Annotated in this window: 19 protein-coding genes; 6 read left to right on the top strand and 13 right to left on the bottom strand. The window is 63.0% G+C overall.

Annotated elements, in window-relative coordinates; translation table 11 throughout:
• The first annotated feature begins 174 nt into the window (after window positions 1–174).
• The 3 genes from J3P79_RS11710 to J3P79_RS11700 all read left to right on the top strand — a co-directional run bounded on the left by J3P79_RS11710 (window position 175) and on the right by J3P79_RS11700 (window position 3,571).
• Entirely contained in the window at window positions 175–1,974 is a 1,800-nt protein-coding gene (locus tag J3P79_RS11710; RefSeq protein WP_434610655.1) for a HAMP domain-containing protein, read from the top strand.
• Entirely contained in the window at window positions 1,971–2,618 is a 648-nt protein-coding gene (gene narL / locus J3P79_RS11705; protein WP_434610654.1) for a two-component system response regulator NarL, read from the top strand. Before J3P79_RS11710 ends, narL begins: the two co-directional genes overlap by 4 nt.
• A 275-nt stretch (window positions 2,619–2,893) precedes the next feature.
• Window positions 2,894–3,571 (top strand): Crp/Fnr family transcriptional regulator, encoded by a 678-nt coding sequence (locus J3P79_RS11700; protein ID WP_434610651.1) that lies wholly within the window; start codon window positions 2,894–2,896, stop codon window positions 3,569–3,571.
• A 432-nt stretch (window positions 3,572–4,003) separates the two neighbouring features.
• Here the strand turns inward: J3P79_RS11700 and J3P79_RS11695 are convergent, their stop codons facing one another.
• The 8 genes from J3P79_RS11695 to norR form a co-directional block, all read right to left on the bottom strand.
• Window positions 4,004–4,369, bottom strand: a complete 366-nt coding sequence (locus J3P79_RS11695; RefSeq protein WP_434610649.1) for a putative zinc-binding protein — start codon at window positions 4,367–4,369, stop codon at window positions 4,004–4,006.
• Entirely contained in the window at window positions 4,369–4,839 is a 471-nt protein-coding gene (gene ubiT / locus J3P79_RS11690) for a ubiquinone anaerobic biosynthesis accessory factor UbiT (protein ID WP_434610647.1), read from the bottom strand. Before ubiT ends, J3P79_RS11695 begins: the two co-directional genes overlap by 1 nt.
• Window positions 4,833–5,723, bottom strand: a complete 891-nt coding sequence (locus tag J3P79_RS11685; RefSeq protein ID WP_434610646.1) for a U32 family peptidase — start codon at window positions 5,721–5,723, stop codon at window positions 4,833–4,835. The genes ubiT and J3P79_RS11685 overlap by 7 nt, the downstream gene beginning before the upstream one ends.
• A gap of 10 nt (window positions 5,724–5,733) precedes the next feature.
• A complete protein-coding gene (gene ubiU, locus J3P79_RS11680; protein ID WP_434610645.1) occupies window positions 5,734–6,729 on the bottom strand; it encodes a ubiquinone anaerobic biosynthesis protein UbiU in 996 nt (331 codons plus the stop codon).
• Between the two features lie 81 nt (window positions 6,730–6,810).
• Window positions 6,811–8,043, bottom strand: coding sequence for a molybdopterin molybdotransferase MoeA (locus J3P79_RS11675; RefSeq protein WP_434610643.1), 1,233 nt, complete (start codon window positions 8,041–8,043; stop codon window positions 6,811–6,813).
• The gene (gene moaB / locus J3P79_RS11670) at window positions 8,040–8,594 is read right to left on the bottom strand and encodes a molybdenum cofactor biosynthesis protein B (RefSeq protein WP_434610640.1); all 555 of its coding nucleotides are present in this window, start codon (window positions 8,592–8,594) and stop codon (window positions 8,040–8,042) included. Before moaB ends, J3P79_RS11675 begins: the two co-directional genes overlap by 4 nt.
• A 90-nt stretch (window positions 8,595–8,684) precedes the next feature.
• Entirely contained in the window at window positions 8,685–9,332 is a 648-nt protein-coding gene (pdxH, locus tag J3P79_RS11665) for a pyridoxamine 5'-phosphate oxidase (protein WP_434610639.1), read from the bottom strand.
• Window positions 9,333–9,433: 101 nt separating this feature from the next.
• Window positions 9,434–10,954, bottom strand: a complete 1,521-nt coding sequence (norR, locus tag J3P79_RS11660) for a nitric oxide reductase transcriptional regulator NorR (RefSeq protein ID WP_434610637.1) — start codon at window positions 10,952–10,954, stop codon at window positions 9,434–9,436.
• Between the two features lie 161 nt (window positions 10,955–11,115).
• Between norR and ytfE the strand changes: the two genes are divergently transcribed.
• On the top strand, window positions 11,116–11,790 hold the full coding sequence (gene ytfE, locus J3P79_RS11655) for an iron-sulfur cluster repair protein YtfE (RefSeq protein WP_434610635.1): 675 nt from the start codon (window positions 11,116–11,118) through the stop codon (window positions 11,788–11,790).
• A 74-nt stretch (window positions 11,791–11,864) separates the two neighbouring features.
• On the opposite strand, the gene J3P79_RS11650 is transcribed toward ytfE, so the two are convergent.
• Both J3P79_RS11650 and J3P79_RS11645 read right to left on the bottom strand, forming a co-directional pair.
• On the bottom strand, window positions 11,865–12,302 hold the full coding sequence (locus J3P79_RS11650; RefSeq protein WP_434610633.1) for a hypothetical protein: 438 nt from the start codon (window positions 12,300–12,302) through the stop codon (window positions 11,865–11,867).
• A gap of 25 nt (window positions 12,303–12,327) precedes the next feature.
• The gene (locus J3P79_RS11645) at window positions 12,328–13,518 is read right to left on the bottom strand and encodes an NnrS family protein (protein ID WP_434610631.1); all 1,191 of its coding nucleotides are present in this window, start codon (window positions 13,516–13,518) and stop codon (window positions 12,328–12,330) included.
• A gap of 554 nt (window positions 13,519–14,072) precedes the next feature.
• Here J3P79_RS11645 and J3P79_RS11640 point away from each other — a divergent pair.
• The gene (locus J3P79_RS11640; protein WP_039591151.1) at window positions 14,073–14,756 is read left to right on the top strand and encodes a Crp/Fnr family transcriptional regulator; all 684 of its coding nucleotides are present in this window, start codon (window positions 14,073–14,075) and stop codon (window positions 14,754–14,756) included.
• Window positions 14,753–14,953: a protein DnrP gene (locus tag J3P79_RS11635; RefSeq protein ID WP_434610629.1), complete on the top strand. Its 201-nt coding sequence runs from the start codon at window positions 14,753–14,755 to the stop codon at window positions 14,951–14,953. Before J3P79_RS11640 ends, J3P79_RS11635 begins: the two co-directional genes overlap by 4 nt.
• A gap of 4 nt (window positions 14,954–14,957) precedes the next feature.
• Here the strand turns inward: J3P79_RS11635 and J3P79_RS11630 are convergent, their stop codons facing one another.
• The 3 genes from J3P79_RS11630 to J3P79_RS11620 form a co-directional block, all read right to left on the bottom strand.
• A complete protein-coding gene (locus tag J3P79_RS11630) occupies window positions 14,958–16,796 on the bottom strand; it encodes a nitric oxide reductase activation protein NorD (RefSeq protein WP_434610627.1) in 1,839 nt (612 codons plus the stop codon).
• A gap of 166 nt (window positions 16,797–16,962) precedes the next feature.
• Entirely contained in the window at window positions 16,963–18,390 is a 1,428-nt protein-coding gene (locus tag J3P79_RS11625) for a cbb3-type cytochrome c oxidase subunit I (protein WP_434610625.1), read from the bottom strand.
• 3 nt (window positions 18,391–18,393) lie between these two features.
• Window positions 18,394–18,834, bottom strand: a complete 441-nt coding sequence (locus J3P79_RS11620; RefSeq protein ID WP_030137671.1) for a c-type cytochrome — start codon at window positions 18,832–18,834, stop codon at window positions 18,394–18,396.
• Between the last annotated feature and the right edge of the window lie 275 nt (window positions 18,835–19,109).

Below are 19,109 nucleotides of genomic sequence, written 5' to 3'. Positions count from 1 at the left end.
CCTCGATAAAAGCCTTTGTTTATCAACGTCTTGAGCAAGTTGGCCAAAGCTTTTATGGAAACGGAACGGCCGACAATTCTTTAGAGGTAGTGCGCCCAGGATCGGCTGCAACACCCCACGACCCAGGGCGCGCTTGATGCTCGGTCTACCATTTTTCGCCAAGAGCCAGCGTTCATGATGCGTTGGCTGCGCAGTTCCCTGCCCGCTCGCGCCGGGCTGGCGGTGATCCTGATCGCTATCCTCGCCCTGGCGAGCTCATTGAGCGCCGGACTGATCGCCTGGTTCAGCCAGGGCGACGCAGCGGCCATCAATACCGCCGGTTCGGTGCGCATGGAGACCTATCACCTGAGCTGGAAGCTCGCGGCCGGCGACGTTGAAGGCATTCCCACGGTCGTCGACAGCCTGCAGCAACGCCTCGACAGCCCGGCCCTGCGCGCGGTGCTCGAAGACGGGCCGGAAACCGCACTGCACAAAAGCTATCGCGACCTCATGCAGCGCTGGAACCAGACCTTGCGCCCGGCCATCGAGCGCGGCGACTCGGCGTTCTTCCAGGCCAGTGCTCGTTCGTTCGTCGAGCAACTGGATCAGTTCGTCACCCTGCTGCAACGCCAGAGCGAACACAAACAAGGCTGGCAGCAGGCGATCCAGGGCATCGCCCTGTTCAGCACCATGATCATCCTGCTGATCGGCCTGTATGAACTGCAGTACGGCGTGGTGATGCCGCTGCAAGAACTGGTGGACGCCACCCAGCGCTTTCGCCGTGGTGAATTCCAGGTGCGGGTCAATCACCAGTCCGAGGATGAACTGGGCCAGTTGGCGACCAGTTTCAACACCATGGCCGAGACCATCGAGCAGTCCCACCGCACCCTGGAAGCCCAGGTGCAACAAAAGACCCTGAATCTGCAACAGGCCAACGCCGCCCTCGAATTGCTCTACCAGAGCAGCCGCAGCCTGGCGACGCGCCAGGCCAATGCCGAAGGCCTGGATGAGTTGATCCGGCGCTTCCAGCAGCGCCTGCCGGGCCTGCGTCTGACGCTGTGCCTGCAAGGGCAATTGCAGGCCCCGGCCAAGCACCTGTTGGCCCTGCACGGCGCCGCCAGCCGCCAGGTCTGCGCCAGCAGCGATTGCGCCAGTTGCCACAAACACAACGCCGCGCGCCCGCAAGCTTTCAGCATCAGCAACCAGGGCACCGAGCTGGGCGAACTCAAGGCGCATTTTGTCGACGGCCATGCCGCACAGCCCTGGGAAATCGCGTTGATCCAGGCCTTGGCCAACTTGATCGGGACAACGTTGTCCCTCAAGCGCCAGCGTGAACAGGACCATCGCCTGCTGTTGCTCGACGAGCGGACCATCATCGCCCGGGAACTGCACGACTCCCTGGCCCAGGCCTTGTCGTACATGAAGCTGCAAGTCAGCCGCATGCAGACCCTGATGCGTCGCGGCGAACCGGTGCAGACCTTGGAAACCGTCACCGGCGAACTGCGCGAGGGGCTGAACAACGCTTATCGGCAACTGCGCGAACTACTGACCACGTTCCGCCTGCAGATTCGCGACGACGGCCTGGTGCAGGAACTCAAGGACACCGCCGATGAGTTCTCCAACCGTGGTGATTTCCAGGTGCACTTGTTCATCGACACCCTGGCCTTCGAGCTGTCGGCCAGCGAGCAGATCCACATCCTGCAGATCACCCGCGAGGCCTTGTCCAACTGCTTGCGCCACGCCCATGCGCAAAACGCCTGGCTGGAACTGCGCCAGGAAGGCGAGACCGTGCGCCTTTCCATCGAGGACGATGGCCGGGGTTTCAGCGGCGAAGTGGACCAGCGCGAACACCACGGCCTGAACATCATGAACGAACGCGCCCGCAGCCTGCGTGGCCAACTCGACATTCACTCCCGAACGCCCCAGGGCACCCGTATCCAGGTGCATTTCCAACCGGAATTCCTGGGCCATCACACCGAAGGCATCGCAACATGAACGCCCCTTTGCGCCACACCCTGCTGCTGGTCGACGACCATCCGATGATGCGTCGCGGGATCCGCCAGATGCTCGAACTCGAAGACGATTTGCACATCGTCGGCGAAGCCAGCCACGGCGAAGAAGCCCTGGCACTGATCGAACCGCTCAAGCCCGACCTGGTGCTGCTGGACAACAACATGCCGCAGATGAACGGCATCGAGACCCTGCGCCGCCTCCGCGCCATGCACTACACCGGCAAGGTCCTGCTGTTCACCGTGTCCGACGCCGAGGACGACATCCGCGATGCCCTGCGCCTGGACGCCAACGGTTACCTGCTCAAGGACATGGAGCCTGAGTTGCTGATCCAGTACATCCGCGACGCCCTCCACGGCGCACTGGTCATCAGCCCCGGCCTGACCCGCGTCATGGCCCAGGCCCTGCGCTCGCCACCGCGCCAGGCCGATGTGGAACTGACCGAGCGCGAGCGTCAGGTGTTGAAGACCATTGCCGGCGGTTTCAGCAACAAGGTCATCGGCCACAAGCTGGGCATTACCGAAGGCACGGTGAAGGTGCATGTGAAGAACCTGCTGCACAAGCTCGGCCTGCGCTCGCGGGTCGAAGCGGCGGTGTGGGCGATGGAGCATTTGCGCGGGGCGGGCTGATCATTTTGGCCCCCAACACATATCCCGTGGCGAGGGGATTTATCCCCGCTGGGCTGCGAAGCGGCCCCCAAACCAGACAACTCGGTGTGCCTGGAAGACTGAGTCCACTGTCAGGGCTGCTGTGCAGCCCTACGGGGATAAATCCCCTCGCCACAGATTTGCGCCAGTAGTGAAAACTGGATCGACCGCCTCCCATCCCTCTTCCGAGGTAGGCCTGCCGAGGCATAGGCCGGCGGGGCCTTGGGCTCTACCATGACGGTACGCGGAGGTACGCCATGCTGACCCACCCTTCCATCGTTCTACTGTTGCGCCGTCATCACCTGTTCAGCCAATTGCCGGAGCGGGTCTTCGAAGATGTGTGCAACCTCGCCGTGCTCAAGCGGCTGCCCTGCAACAGCACGTTGATGCACCAGGGCGATCCGGCCAAGCGGTTTTTCCTGTTGGTCAGCGGCCAGATCAAACTCTTCCGGGTCACTGGCGAGGGCCAGGAAAACCTGGTGGAAATCATCCAGCCCGGACAAACCTTTGCCGAAGCCCTGCTCTTCAGCCAGGCCCGTTGCTACCCGGTCAGCGCCTCGGCGATCAAGGACAGCGTGCTGGTGAGTATCGAGGGGACGCATTATCTCAAGGCACTCGAGGACCAGCCCAAAGTCTGCCTGGCGATCCTGGCGAGCATGAGCATTCATCTGCACCAGCGACTCAAGGATATCGATAACCTGACCTTGGCCAGTGCCAGTCGGCGGGTGATCAATTTCCTATTGCAGGAGCGGGATCCAAGGGATGGTCAGGTGGTGTTGCAGGTGTCGAAGCGGCTGGTGGCTTCGAAGCTGGGGATCCAGCCGGAGACGTTTTCGCGGATTCTGCATCGGTTGGTGGATGGGGGGTTGATTGCGATGGAGCGGCGGCAGATTCGTATCTTGTCCGAGGATGGGTTGGAGGGGTATCAGCAGTAAGTTTGGTGTGTATATCCGTTATTTAGGTAACGGCTACTTAGGGTTCCGCCCTGACGGCGGGTCACTTTTGAAAAGCGCCAAAAGTAACCAAAAGCGCTTTGCCCCACCACTCGGTGCCTCGCTTAGGCTCGGCATGCCCTCACTCCGGCATTGCTCCGTGGGCCGCCGCGAAGGGCCATCCATGGCCCAGCGCGGCTATCCCGGCATCCATGCCGGGATGCCCACTGCGCGATGCCTGCGTTCGGCCATCGTGGTTAACGGGGCGCCCGAGATCAAACGCCACCGCGAGGCGGCCTTATAGCCGACCTGGCTCTCCCGGTCGTACATCCACCAGATCTGTGGGAGCAAAGCTTGCTCGCGATAGCGGTGGTTCAGTCAATGAAGATGTTGGATGTACCGGCCTCTTCGCTCGCTCCCACAGGGGATCCATCCCTAACCCACATCAATCAAGGCAATCACCCGAGAAAACACTAACTCCATCTCGGACTCACCGCAATCCACCCCAAGCCGCTTCCGCAACCCCAGCTGACTAAGAATCACATGCACATCCGCCTCCAAATCATGCTGCCGCAAACACGCCCGGACGCACTGCAATGGACAACCATCCAACGCAATGATCCGCCGCCCTGAGCGCGCCTTGTCAACCAGCGGCGCCACACCTCCACCCACCCCGACAATGCAGGACATCTCAGCCAGACCCGCACGGTCCAGGCGCAGCGCAACGGTATTGGCCAGTTGCGCCACGTTCGAGCAACCGGAACACGAATACACCAAGGGAAGCGCGTCAGAGGCTTTCATTACACGGTCGCCAACCCTTTGCCCGCCTTTTCCAGATTGCGCCAAAGCCACGGCGGCAGCACCTCCGGATCAAGACTGTCGATCAAATTCTTCAACGCCAGCCCCAACTCGGTGTCCCCCTCGATCACCAACCGCCGCCGAAAGAACAACGTATCCGGGTCTTCCTGGCGACTGGCCAGCAACAGGAACTCACGCCAATTGCCGCTGATGGACACCTGCGCCTCGGCCCGTTCGGCGATGCGCAGGCCATCGCGGCCGAGGGTCAGGTACCAGCACAACTTCAGGTCAGGCACCCGCAGGCACAACCAGCGCCCACGCAGTACATCGAAACCACCGTCGCGCAACGGCTCGGCCAGGCAGCGGTTGAGCGCCTGCTGCAACGCCAATCGCTGCACCACGAACGGCACCTTGCCCACCAACGGCAGCAAGCGATCGGCACCTTTGAGCACCCACTTCTTCGGACTCAACACAGGCCCGCCTCCTCTACCTTCAACATGCCGGCATGACCGTGCCAGTAACCATTGCATCCTTCCACGAACAACGGCGGTGCTTCGCCCTGGCGAACCTTGTCGAAAGCCGTGACCACCTCGGCCATGCCCTGGGCGCGCGGACTCAGGCGCAGGACGTCGGCACCACAGGCCTGCAGCGCGGTGTAATCGGCCAGCAGGTTCGTGACCTCGCCGGACATCGTCTGGATGCCGTTGAGGGTGAACAACTGTTGGCCTTCCTGACTGCTCAACGCCAGGCCGTCGGGGTAGTTGATGCAGCAGAACTGACAGTCGTCCTTGGGGCGGTTTTCCGCCCGGGCGGTAAAGCAGCGCGCCGAGTACGCCAAGGGCAGATGACCATAGGAAAAAATCTCTACTTCAGGCACCTCACGGTCCATGTCCCGCACTTGCTCCAGCACATCGGCAATCAGCGCCGCCGAGCATTCCACCGGCGGCACCCAACGAATCATGCCGCTGTCGAGCAGTTGCCCCAGGGCGTGGCCGTTGTACAGGTTCAACGCCGGGCCACCGACAAAGGGCAGCTTGCGTTCGGCCATGAACTGCACCGCGCCCATGTCATTGGCCTCCACCAGCAACTCGCCGTTGTCACACAAGCGACGCAGCGAGGACAGCTCCGACGCCGCCTCGATCAGCGTCAGGCTCGACAACACGATCTGCGCCTGGCTGCACGCTTGCAGCTCGCGCCCCAGGCCGAGCCATTGATCCAGGGAAAACGCCCGGCGTTTCGAACAGACGGTTTCCCCCAGGTAAATCACGTCCAGTGGCAAGGCCGACATCTCGGCGTAGAAGTTTCCCAGTTGCGCTTTGTCCCAGTAGAACAGGACGGGTCCCAGGCTTAGTTTCATCAGGCCTCCCTCATTGCCATGATCGATGGTAGGCACCCAGGGTGGTCTGGCTGCCTTCCGACAGACCGGCCAGCACCTGGCGCCATTCTTCCCGTACGCGGAAGCGTTGCGGCGCGGCATGGTGGGCATCCAGCGCGGCGCGCCAGACCCGGGTAACTTGCTCGACGTAGGCCGGGCTGCGTTGGCGACCCTCGATTTTCACCGCTTCGACGCCGATGGCCGTCAGTTCCGGCAACAAGTCGAGGGTATCGAGGCTGGTGGGCTCTTCCAGCGCATGGAAGCGTTTGCCGCCCACCAGGAAGCGACCTTTGCACAGGGTCGGATAGCCGGCTGGTTCTTCAGGGGTGTAACGGTCGATCAGCACTTCGCTCAGGCGGGCGCTCAACCCATCGGCGTCTTCGCTCCAACGCACCGCCTTGGCTGGGGAGCAGACGCCGCAGAGGTTCGGCGATTCGCCCGTGATGTACGAAGACAAGTGGCAGCGGCCCTCGGCCATGATGCACAGGCTGCCGAAGCCGAAGACTTCGATCGGCACCGGGCTGCCCGCCGCCACCTGCCGGACCTGGGCCAGCGACAGCACTCGCGGCAGTACCGCGCGGCGGATGTCATAGCGCTGGGCGTAAAAAGCCAGGGCGGCTGCGTGTGTCGCCGAGCCTTGTACGGAAAGGTGCAGCGCCAACCGAGGATGGCGCTGACTGGCATAGCTGAGTACCCCGGGATCGGCGGCGATCAACGCATCCACGCCGAAATCGGCGGCGCGATCCACCGCCCGCTGCCAGCGTTCCCAGCCCTTGGGCTGCGGATACGTATTGACCGCCACGTACAGCTTGCGTTGATGCTGACGGATATGGGCGACCGCCGCGTCGAACTGCTTGTCATCCATGTTCAGTCCGGCGAAATGCCGGGCATTGGTGTCATCGCGAAAGCCGACATAGACGGCATCCGCGCCTTGGCGCACCGCCGCTTTGAGGGCTGGCAGATTCCCTGCCGGGCAAACCAGTTGCATGGGGCATCCTCGTGGGAAAACTAAGGGCGCCGCCAGTCTAGCCAGCCAACCGGCGGCGACCTTGACGGCAGTCAATTGCCGTCAATGCATCAGGCTCGCGAACGGCAGATACATCACTCGATCGTGCTTGTGCACCAGGGCGTCACGCTCGACCACCGCCAGGCCATCGGCCCAGCAGGCAGCCGTGAGCATCGCCGAGCTTTGCTGCGGGTGCAGTTCGACGCACAACTGGCCGTCGATGCCTGCAACCAATCGGCCCCGCAGGTATTGCCGGCGCCGGTTGCGCTTGAGCCAATCGAATCCGGCCGGCACCTGCAACGGCACCGGCAGGACATCGCCCATGCCCTGGGCCCGGAACAGGAACGGCCGCACGACAATCAGCGCGGTAATCAACGCCGCCGACGGATTGCCCGGCAGCCCGATCCACGGTTTGCCCTCCACATCACCGAACGCCAGGGGCTTGCCCGGCTGGATCGCCAGGCGCCACAGATCAATGCTGCCCAACGCTTCGATGGCATGCTTGAGGTGATCCTCCTCGCCCACCGAGACACCGCCCGAGGTGATCAGCACATCGCATTCGGCCGCGGCCAGGCGCAATGCCTGTCGACTGGCCAATAGCTGGTCTGGCATGACCCCGAAGTCATGGACTTCCAGGCCCCAGCCACGCAACAACGCGGCGAGGCTGTGGCGATTGCTGTTGTAGATCTGCCCCGGCGCCAACGGCTCGCCCGGTTCGCGCAGTTCATCGCCGCTGCTGAGCAACCCCACCTGCAACGGACGAAACACCTCCACCCGATCGATCCCGGCACCGGCCAGCAGCCCCAGTTCCTGCGCCCGCAGACGCGTGCCGGCACCGAGCAAGCGATCACCCCTGCGCAGCTCCTCGCCTTCCTTGCGCACGTGGTCGCCACGGTTGACCGAGGGCAACCAGACCCGCTCGCCTTCGACGCGGCAGCTTTCCTGTGGCACCACGGTGTCAGCGCCCGGTGGCAAAGGCGCGCCAGTGAAAATGCGCACGGCCCGCCCAGCCTGTAACGGTTCGCCCGGTTGGTCACCGGCGGCGATGCGCCCGGCCAACAGCAGGTAGCCGTCTTCCACCGGCAGATCGGCAGCCCGCAGTGCATAGCCGTCCATCGCGCTGTTATCCCAGGCCGGCAGGTTCATCGGGCAGATAATGTCAGCAGCCAGCACACGCGACAGGGCTTGGTCCAGGCCGACCCGTTGCACCGGTGGGGGCGGCGGCGCCTGGTCCAGCAGATGCCGGACCGCCTCGTCTACCGGCGTCAAAGCGCCGCTGTCGCAAACGCCGCTCATGGACGCGCCTCACAGGCAGTCGGAACGATACCGTCCTGGGGCTTGAGGTGCGGGGTGAAATTGCACGGCCCGGTGCGGCTGTCCAGTTGCCCGACGAGGATCTGTTCCCAGCCGGTGCGGCAAGCGCCCGGCGAACCCGGCAAGCAAACGACCAGCACGCCGTTGCTCATACCGGCCAGGGCACGGGATTGCAGGGTGGACATGCCAATTTCCGCCAACGACACCTGGCGGAACAATTCGCCGAAGCCATCGACGTGCTTGTCGAGCAGCGGTGCCACCGCTTGGGGCGTGTTGTCGCGCGCGGTGAAACCGGTGCCACCGGTCATCAACACCACCTGCACCTTGGGGTCGGCGATCCACTGCGAGACATGCGCGCGGATCTGGTAGATGTCGTCCTTCACCAGGGCGCGATCGATCAGCACATGACCGGCGGTTTGTAGTAGATCGGCCAGGGTCTGGCCCGAGGAATCGGTTTCAAACGTGCGCGTATCGCTGATGGTAAGGACCGCGATGTTCAAGGGTTGGAAATCGCGTTGGGTCAGATGGGCCATTGGTCAGCCGTCCTGTCAGAAAAGATGGCCCAGCCTGAACCGCAATCAGTGCCGGGCCTATTCCTCCATGGAGGTACCTCCCTCGGGTACTCAGGGCGCGAGGCGGCTGCGCTGCCAAACGCCCTCGTGCAGCCGGAAATCCATACGGTCATGCAGACGATCCGCGCGGCCCTGCCAGAACTCAAGCCGTTCAGGGCGCAGGCAATAACCGCCCCAGTGCTCGGGACGTGGCACCGGTTGCTCGGCAAAACGTTGCTCGGTGCCCGCCAACAAGGCCTCCAGCGCCGCTCGATCAGTCAGCGGACGGCTCTGCGGCGAAGCCCAGGCGCCGAGACGACTGGCGACGGAACGGGAATGAAAATAGGCATCGGACAATGCCGGATCGAGCTTGCGGACCTGCCCTTCGATGCGCACCTGGCGTTCCAGTGCAGGCCAGAAAAACGTCATCGCCGCCCAGGGGTTGAACGCCAGGTCGTGTCCCTTGCCACTCTCGTAGTTACCGAAGAACGAAAAACCGTCTGCGCTGAAACCCTTGAGCAACAGCACCCGGCAATGGGGCCGGCCCTGCCCGTCCACCGTCGCCAAGGCCATGGCATTGGCTTCCACGGGTGGGCTTTCGGTCTCGCGGGCCTGTTGCATCCAAACGCCGAACAGCGCCAGGGGATCGTCTGGCAAATGGACTTCGTCCAGCCCGTCGCGGGTGTATTGGCGGCGCATGTTAGCCAGGGAAAGGGGCATGACGGTGATCTCCACTTGGGTTTGGGCCAGTGTGGAGTCGGCTGGGGTGGGTGGCCTTGATCGTTGTCAATGCTGATTCTTGTGGCGAATGGGAGACGGCCCTACTTGAGCCCCAACCGCCGCGCCAACTTATGCAAATTGCTCGGATCAATCTCCAACAACCGCGCCGCCCCTGCCCAATTCTGCCCGCAGCGGTCCAGGGCCTTGAGGATCGCCTGGCGCTGGCATTCATCCACTGTGACGCTCAAGGACCGCAACGGCGCATCGACCCTTTCCTCTGGCGTGTCGATGACGGCTGCGTTGGCGCTGACATCCAGATCGAGCACCTGCGGCTCGAGGGTCATGATCACCCCGCGACTGGCACCACGGCTCAGCTCTTTCAACGCCGCGCGACTGATGACATGCTCCAGCTCCCGCACGTTGCCCGGCCAGTGGTAAGCCAGCAACGCCTGCTCGGCGGCCGGCGACAGGCGCAAGCCACGCAAGCCCAGTCGGGTGCGGTTGAGTTCGAGGAAGTGCCCGGCGAGCATCAACACATCGTGGCCGCGCTCGCGCAGCGGCGGGATCGGCACGGGGTAGACCGATAGCCGGTGGTACAGGTCGGCGCGAAAGAGCCCGTCGCGGATGCTGTCGGGCAAGTGCCGGTTGGTCGCGGCAATGATCCGCACATCGACGTGCAGGGGCTTGTCCGCTCCCAACCGCTGGATCTCACCGTTCTGCAGGGTGCGCAGTAACTTGGCTTGGACGCTCAGCGGCAGCTCTCCCACTTCATCGAGAAACAGCGTGCCGCCGTTCGCGGCGTCGAAGCGTCCAGCGCGGTCAGTCGTCGCGCCAGAGAACGCGCCTTTGACGTGGCCGAACAACTCGCTTTCGGCGAGGGACTCGGGCAACGCCGCGCAGTTGACCTGCACCAAGGGCTTGCGACTCCGTCGGGACAACCGATGCAGCCGCCGGGCGAACAACTCCTTGCCCACCCCAGTCTCGCCCAGCAACAGCACCGGCAGTTCCGAGTCAGCCAAGACATCCAACTCATTGAGCAACTGCTGCAAGCCCTCGCTGCGCCCGATGATTTCGCCCTCCTCGGTCGGCAGGCGCAGGTCCGCCGGGTCGCTGCGTGACGCCCGCAGGCTGCGATTCTCCTGCTCCAATCGCGTGACCCGCACCGCCGCCTCGATCTGCAACGTGCAACGCTTGAGTTCCTCCCGGGCGCGCCCGTCGAAGGTACCGGCGTGCAAGGCATCCAGGGTGATCGCGCCCCAGAGCCGGCCTTCCACGTACAGGCTCACGCCCATGCAGTCATGCACCGGCAGCGGCTCGCCGACGTGGTGATCGAGCAAGCCGTCATACGGATCCGGCAAGCGGCTGTCCGGCTCGAACCAGGTCGGTTCGCGCGAGGCCATGATCGCCGCCAGCCGCGGGTGCTGGGCAATCACAAAACGCCGGCCCAGGGCTTCGTGGACCAGGCCAACGGTCGCCACCGGCCTGAGGCTGTCATCGTCCAGGCGCAGCAAACCGACGGCGCCACTGTTGAAGTATTCGCGCAGGGTCTGCACCAGGCGCTGCAATCGCACCGCATTGGGCAACTCGACGATCAGGTCGGCGGCCAGGCTTTCACGCAGCATGGTAGTGATGACCCTCCAGGGTTCGTTTGACCCTTCACTGTCAGGGTGACAATCACCCTGCCATAAATTTACTGCTTTGTTTTCAATGATTTGGACCTGGCACGCCTGCTGCAAAGTGGACTGTCATCTGTCCCTCCCGGGATTCAACCCAAGGAAACATGATGAGCCTCGACCTGCTTGAACAAAGCCTCGGCCAACTGGCCTGCGACATTCCCGGTGCTACCCGGACCTTCCATCATTACAGCCTCGATTTCTGTTGTGGCGGGCAAAAATCCTTGCGCGAAGCGGCGCTGAGCAAAGGCCTGAACCCGTTGCTGATCGCCGATGCCCTGCGCACCCTGCAAGCCGCTGGCGAGCGCGGCCATGATTGGCGCGATGAACCCCAGGCATTGTTGATCAGCCACATCCTCGAACGCTACCACGCCCGCCATCGCGAACAACTGCCAGAACTGATCCGCCTGGCCCGGCGCGTCGAAACGGTCCATGGGGCACGCGCCAGTTGCCCCAACGGCCTGGCCGATCATCTGCAGGACATGTATCAGGAACTCGAAGGCCACATGCTCAAGGAAGAACAAGTGTTGTTCCCAATGCTGCAACGGGGCCTGGGCGAACGCGCCTCGGCGCCGATCCAGGTGCTTCGCTACGAACATGACCAGCACGGCGAAGCGCTGGAAACCATGCTCGCCCTGACCGACCAGATCACCCCGCCCGCTGACGCCTGCAACACCTGGCGCGCCCTATACCGTGGGTTGATGGAATTTCGCGATGACCTGATGCAGCACATCCATCTGGAAAACAATGTGTTGTTCGTCAATGCGATGAAGGCTGCCCATTGATTTCTCAGTCATAGCGTTACCCCTGTGGGAGAGTTTGCTCGCTCCCACGGGGGTTCGGTGATGCTCTTTCCTGCTCAAAACTGCCAATAGAACATCGCCTTCGCCAACACCACGATCATCACCATATGCCCGAGGATGCTGCGCCGCAGCCAGCAGGCCCGACTCGGAGTCAAGCGGCCGCCCTTGAGCCAGTACGCCAGCCAGACGTAATGTCCGACGATGCTCAGGGCCAGTAAAATCTTCAAGCTCAGCAACAGCCCGAAGCTGTTGCCCAGCGGCTGACTCAACGCGCCGCGATGCTGCCAGGCCAGGGCGATGCCGGCGCCATAGAGCACCAGCACCACGCCGTGAAGTACGTGCCGCGAGCGCTTGGCGATCGCCTGGTCCGCCCCTTCCCTGACGGCCTGCGACAAAGGTTTTCGAGCGGCATGCCAGATGAACACCTCGAAGAACAACGTGCCGATGAAGGCGATTGCCGCCAGCAGGTGCGTGACCAACAAGACCCCATACACTATCTATTCCCTCCGTCCAGCCGACTCATCCCGGATGTCCATCCACCCGCGCCTTGAGCAGCATCGGCCCATAGCGCCAGGCGTACAGACCGAACGCCAGCGTCCAGCACACGCCCGCCAGCCAGAGCCCGGTCAACGGCAACAGCAGCACCAACAGCACGCGGCTCAGGCACGCCAGGTTCAACAGGATGAACGCCAGGGTCATCCCCGCCGGCGGTTCGAGGGCGCGCCCGGTATGGCCCAGGCTGACGCGAGCGATCATCGCCAGGATCAATCCGGCCATGGCGCCGATGGTCAGGCTGTGCACCGCCAGGCTCGGGTTCACCGGCACGCCGATGTGCCACAGCGCCATGCCCAGGCACGCCACCGCCAGCCAGGCGTAGGCCAGGTGCAACGACCACAGCAGCGGCACCCGCCACAATCCTCGATCATGCCAGCGCACCAGTCGGATCCCGTGCCCCACCGCCAACGCGGCGAACAACAGGCCGACCCAGAGGCTGGGCGCCAGCGCCGGACCGAAGGCGTACAACAGCGCCACCAGCGCCGAACCTGCCAACAACAAGCGATCGAGCCAGGGCCACGGCGCCACGCCTTCCACACGACCGAGGCCGCGCTGGGTGAAGAACGGAATCACGCGCCCGCCGATCAATCCCATCATCGCCGCCACCAGCCACAGCCCGGTGAGTACGCTTTGCCGCTGCAAGCCCTCGTTGTCCTGGAGCAGGCCATACACGGACAAACCGTCGGCGGCAGCCAACAGCAGCAAGACCAGCACGATCGGGTAATTGCGTTTCTGCCGCACACGCCACAACGTCACGCCCATCAATGCGGCGACGCCCAAGGCGAAAGCCAGCTCCAGGAACGCCAGCAATGGCAATGGTGCGCCGATCAACCAGGCCAGACGCGCCCCCAGCCATACCAACGCCAGCGCAGCCAGTCGCTTGCCACTGACGCCCGGGCTACCGGTCCAGGTCTGTACCGCCGTGAGCAGGAACCCGGCGATGATCGCCAGACCGAAACCGAACAACAATTCATGACGGTGCCAGGCCAGCCAGCCTCCGGCCGGCTGCCAGCCGGACAGCCGCCCGCTGAACACCGCCAGCCACAGCGGCACCACCAGCAGCGCGAGCACGCAGCCGCCCAGGAAGAACGGCCGGAACGCCAGGCGCCACAACGGCGGGATGGCCATGGCCTTGCGACGGTCAAGCACTTGCATACACCACTCCTTTGCCCCCGCTGGAATGCCTGCGAGGTGCGACAAATCACGGCTCGAATGATGAGCTAACGACGCGGGCAGGCCTTGTCTCAGATCAAGCCGGCGCATCGGCAACCTCATGCCTCGGCCAGAAGCTTGCAAAGGGCTTGCCGAACCCATTCGCAACTTGATCGGGAAACCTGTGGGAGCGAGCTTGCTCGCGATGACAGTGGATCAGTCAGCATCGATGTTGGATGTTAGTACGCTATCGCGAGCAAGCTCGCTCCCACAGGGAGTGGTCATTTCAACCCCGTCATGGTGATTTCCACCCTTCAAGCCTAGGGTCATTTCTACCCTACCCAACCCCAACGCCTCATGAATCAAAGCCTCCAGGCATGGCCCGGCTCTTGCTCAAGCAGGGCATCACCTTCTACTTCCGGGGTCACCCATGAAATCCGTTGTCCTGCCGCTCACCTGGTTCGTTGTGCTCACCGGCATCCTGGCGCTTGCCAGCGGCCTGTCCCTGAGCCTGGTCTGACCTCGATCGCTTCTTCGCTACCACAAGGATCCACGCCATGGTGCTCCACCGTGTCCATCACCAGATACTGCGCAGCCATCACCTGTTCGAGCCGCTGAACGAAGAACAGCTCGATGAGTTGATGAGCCACAGCCAACTGCTGAACATCGACAGGGGCGATCCGCTGTTCCGCCAGGGCGAACCGGCGCAGGCGTTCTACTTCGTGATATCCGGGGCGGTGAAAATCTACCGGTTGACCCCGGACGGCCAGGAAAAAGTCTTCGAGGTAATCGGCGAGCGGCAGACCTTCGCCGAAGCCATGATGCTGATGGACACGCCCAACTACGTCGCGTCCGCCGAAGCCGTCGGCCCAACCCAGGTATATCGGCTGTCCAATGCCACATACATGCGCCTTCTGCAGAGCAACAGCCGGCTGACTTTCGCCCTGCTCGGCAAGCTCTGCGTGCGCCTGCATCAGCGGGTCAACGAGATCGAAACCCTGTCGCTGAAGAACGCCACCCACCGCGTGGTGCGCTACCTGCTGACGCAACTGGTGCGCCTGCAAACCGTCGACAGCCAGTTCGAGTTGCCGATGGCCAAGCAGTTGATCGCCGGGCATCTGTCGATCCAACCCGAGACTTTTTCGCGGATCATCCGGCGTCTGATCGATGAAAAGATCATCACCCAGGACGGTCGTCAGATTGCCATTCTCGACCGCCCGCGCCTGGAGCAGTTCGAATGAGCGCGCAACCCGTTTGCCTGTACTGCCAACAGGCCAACGCCGTCGCAGCAACCGAATGCCGTAATTGCGGCATGCCCTTGCCGGCCGAGGCGGCGCTGGCCGATGAGCGCCGGCTGCGGCGCTTCACCTGGTTCTGCGTCGGCTTGACGGTCTTCTGCACCGCCATGTTCTTCTGGCTTCCGCGCAGCATCGCCTGAATCCTCAATCCTGAGTCAACTGCCGATACAACTGCGGCAACCGCAGCGGCAGTTGCTCGGGCTGGCGAATCAGCGTGTAGCCGTTGGCGCCAAACATGTACGGCAGGTAATCCCCCGCTTCCCGGTCGATGGTGATGCAGAACGGCGTCAGCCCCTGGCGCCGGGCCTCCAGTACCGCCTGGCGGGTGTCCTCGACACCGTAGCGCCCCTCGTAAAGGTCCAAGTCATTGGGCTTGCCGTCACTGATCAACAGCAACAATTTGCGCCGTCGCTTGCACCCCGCCATGCGCTGGGTAGCCTGGCGGATCGCCGCGCCCATGCGCGTGTAGTAACCCGGCTTGAGGCCCTGGATCCGGCCCCGGGTCTGGTCGTCGTAACGCTGGTTGAACGCCTTGAGTTCATGCATGCGCACGTTCTGCCGGCGCAGGGAGGAAAATCCATACAAGGCGAAATCATCCCCCAGCACCGACAAGGTTTCTCCGAACAGCAACAGGCTGTCGCGGATCACATCGATAACCCGATGCTCGTCGTTGAGGTGGGCGTCGGTGGACATCGACAGATCGGCCAGCAGCAGGCACGCCAGGTCGCGGCGAGTCCGGCGCTGGTCCATGAACAACCCGCGTTCGCTGCATTGACCGTGTTGGCGCTCGACGTGGAAATCCAGCCACGCCTGCAAATCCAGTTCGCAGCCCTGGGTCTGCTGGCGCAGCCATTGGCGATCGTTGCGCAGGTGTTCGAACTGGCGACGCAGGCGCTGGGCCGGGCCTCGCAGGCGTAACGGCAATGGCTGGGGTTCGCAATCGCGAGGAATAAACGTCTGCACGCTGACGAAATCGTCCTGCAGGCGCTGCTTGCGATAGTCCCATTCCGGCAGCCGAACACCTTCGCCGAGCGGCACGTCATCGACATCCGCTGGCGGCAAATCCAGGTGCAGCTTCAAGCCACCGCCCTTGCGCAGGCGCGCGCGGGGAAGGGTCAGTTGATCGAGATCTTCAGCCACGCGCGCGGCATCCGGGTCTTCGCTGTCGTCCGACCAGCGATCCAGGTCGACGTGCTCGGTCCAACTGAACAGGTTTTCCAGGCGCACGATCAGCAGGCCACCGTCGCGATTGGTGTCGTCGATGCGCTCGGCGCGCTTGCGTCCGCCCTGCTGTTCACCGGGCGGTGTCGCCAGGTATTGCTCGGACTCTTCAAGGTCGGCGGATTGCGGATTGGCCAGATGTTGGGGTGGATACAGCCACAACGGCAACGGCCAGGCCGCCCGTTCGCTGCGGGGAAAATGCGCGACACTGCCTGGCTCGCGCAAGGCTTGGCATAGCGCGTGTTCCAGGGCGGCTTCAGCCGGGTTCAGTGATTCTGGGTCGGGGCGCAAGGACAGGTGCGCCTCCACCAACCGCCGGTAGCGAGGGCGCAGCGCCGGGTAGCGTTTCAGCACGGCCAGGGTCCAGCGCTGGTTGTCACGCCCCCAATGCGTCATCGGCCCCGACTGCGCGGCCAGTAACGCCAGCCAGCGATACAGTTCTTCGTTGAGCCCGACATCGGGAAACGCCGCCAGGCTCGCCGGCAGCCGCAGGTTGTCGCCATCGCACCAGGCCAGCGGCACTTGCTTGCAGGTGCCGGCGATCTGCTGCAACAGGTTGCGCCGCAGCAAAAGATCCCGGTCGCTGACGGCCTCGACGCCCAGGTGCCGGGCACCACCCGTGGCCCGGAACAGCACCTGCAGCGAGCGTTGCCGTGGAACCAGCTCGACCCGTGCCTCGGGAAAATCGGCACTGGCCCGGCGGGTGATGAAACGGTGCCAGACACTGCCGACCCACTCTTCCAGCTCGAGGGTGAATGCCATGGTTTACTCTCCTATCGACCCGACTGATTCGCACTGCTCTTGTGGCGAGGGAGCTTGCTCCCGCTTGGGTGCGAAGCGCCCATCAAAAAGGGTCTGCTGCGCAGCCCAGCGGGAGCAAGCTCCCTCGCCACAAAAGCTCTCTCGCCACAGATTCAGTGGTGTCCTCTCAAGAAGGCACCACCGCCGCCGGCGCCCGCAGCGCCGCACGGCCGCGTTGACGGAAGCTGAACAGGTAGCAGAGCAACCCGGCCAGGAACCCGACGCCGCTGACCAGTCGCGCCCAGAACAGCGGCTTCAAATGATCCATCGTCGCCATGAACGGCAAGGCGCTGCCATCGTCCATCCAGCGTTGCAGCCACACCTGCACGACACCCGCCGCAGTGAGGTACAAAGTGATCATCACCATCGACAAGGTCATCAGCCAGAAGCCCCAGATCTCCAGGCGCTGCGAGCGCTCGTCCGCCGCTTCACCCAAGCCCCGCAAGCGTGGCATGGCGTAGCTGATCAGCGTCATCACGATCATCGCGTAGGCGCCGTAGAACGCCAGGTGACCATGGGCCGCAGTCAGTTGCGAACCGTGGGTGTAGTAGTTGACCGGGGCCAAGGTGTGGAGGAAACCCCAGACGCCCGCGCCGAAGAACGCGGTAACAGTGGTGCCCTTGGCCCACAACGTAGCGGCGCGGTTCGGGTGATGCCGACGACGGTTTTTCACCATGCTGAAGGCGAACACCACCATCGCCAGGAACGGCAGCGGTTCCATCGCCGAGAAGATCGAGCCGACCCATAACCAGACCTCGGGGGCGCCGATCCAGAAGAAGTGGTGACCGGTGCCGATGATCCCGGTGATCAGCGCCATGGCGATGATCACGTACAGCCATTTCTCCACCACTTCGCGGTCCACGCCGGTGATCTTGATCAGGACGAAGGCGAGCATCGAACCCATGATCAATTCCCACACGCCTTCCACCCAAAGATGCACCACCCACCACCAGTAGTACTTGTCGCGGGCGAGGTTTTCCGGGTTGTAGAAGGAGAACAGAAAGAACACCGCCAGGCCGATCAACCCGGTCATCATCACCATGCTGACCGTGGTCTTGCGACCCTTGAGCATCGTCATGCCGATGTTGTAGAGAAAGCCCAGGCACACCACGACGATGCCCATCTTGGTGATCGTCGGTTGCTCCAGGAACTCGCGGCCCATGGTCGGCAGCAGGTCGTTGCCGGTGAACTTCGCCAGCGTCGCATAAGGCACCGAGAGGTAGCCCAGGATCGTCGCCACACCCGCGGCGGCAAAGACCCAGAACAGCAACAGCGCCAGTTTCGGACTGTGCAGCTCGCGGTCGGCCTCCTCCGGTATCAGGTAATACGCCGCGCCCATGAAGCCGAACAGCAGCCAGACGATCAGCAGGTTGGTGTGGACCATGCGGGCCACGTTGAAAGGAATCAGCGGGAACAGGAAATCGCCGACCACGTATTGCAAGCCCATGATCAAACCGAACAGCACCTGCCCGAGGAACAGCATCAGGGCAAACACGAAATAAGGTTTGGCGACGGCCTGCGAGGCGAATTTCAGATGCGGATTAGCCATGCTCATCTCTCAGCCCTCCTTGTTTGGCGGCCAGCCATTGGTATTGATCTTCGAGCTCCACTTGAGGAACTCGGCGATGTCGTCGACCTCCTGCTCGCTCAGGTTGAACTGCGGCATGGCACGACGGCCCGGGACGTTCAGCGGTTGCATCTTCATCCACGCCTGGAGAAACGGCTTGAACGCCTCCTCGCCCCCGCGCCGGTTCACCACGTTGCCCAGCTCCGGCGCGAAATACGCACCCTCGCCCAGCAGCGTGTGGCAGCCGATGCAGTTGTTGCGCTCCCAGACGCCCTTGCCGCGTATCACCGACTCCGTCAACTGCGCCTGGTTACTGCGCTCCGGAAAGGTCTGTTCCGTGTGGTAGGTCAGGGCCAGGAATATCAGGAAAAAGAAGATGCTTCCCCCGAAGTAAATATTCCTGGCCATGCCTTTGGTGAAGGTATCTGACATGGTCACTTCCTCATTGCTTGGCGTGCCCATTCTAGAAAGCGAGGGGTCCGGAACCGCTTGATGGCGATCAAGAATCTCCGATGGTTTTGGTGGGTTGTTGCTGGTGGGACTCGGATTGGAGGGTTTTCGGCCTACAGCGTGGAGTGATGGGTCCTTCGGAAATTTCCCAAAATTGTAAAAGCGAGGTGGTGTTGGTGGAGTAAGGCGTTGGGGTGGGGCAGGCTCTCAATCGAGAAAAAGGACTAACCCCTGCACACGGTGAGCGCGTGCCAGTT

The sequence above is a fragment of the Pseudomonas sp. R1-7 genome (genome assembly GCF_051132105.1).
Taxonomy (GTDB): Bacteria; Pseudomonadota; Gammaproteobacteria; order Pseudomonadales; family Pseudomonadaceae; genus Aquipseudomonas.
The sequence above is the reverse complement of the archived record's forward strand: the minus strand, read 5'-3'. Positions and strand labels throughout refer to the sequence as shown.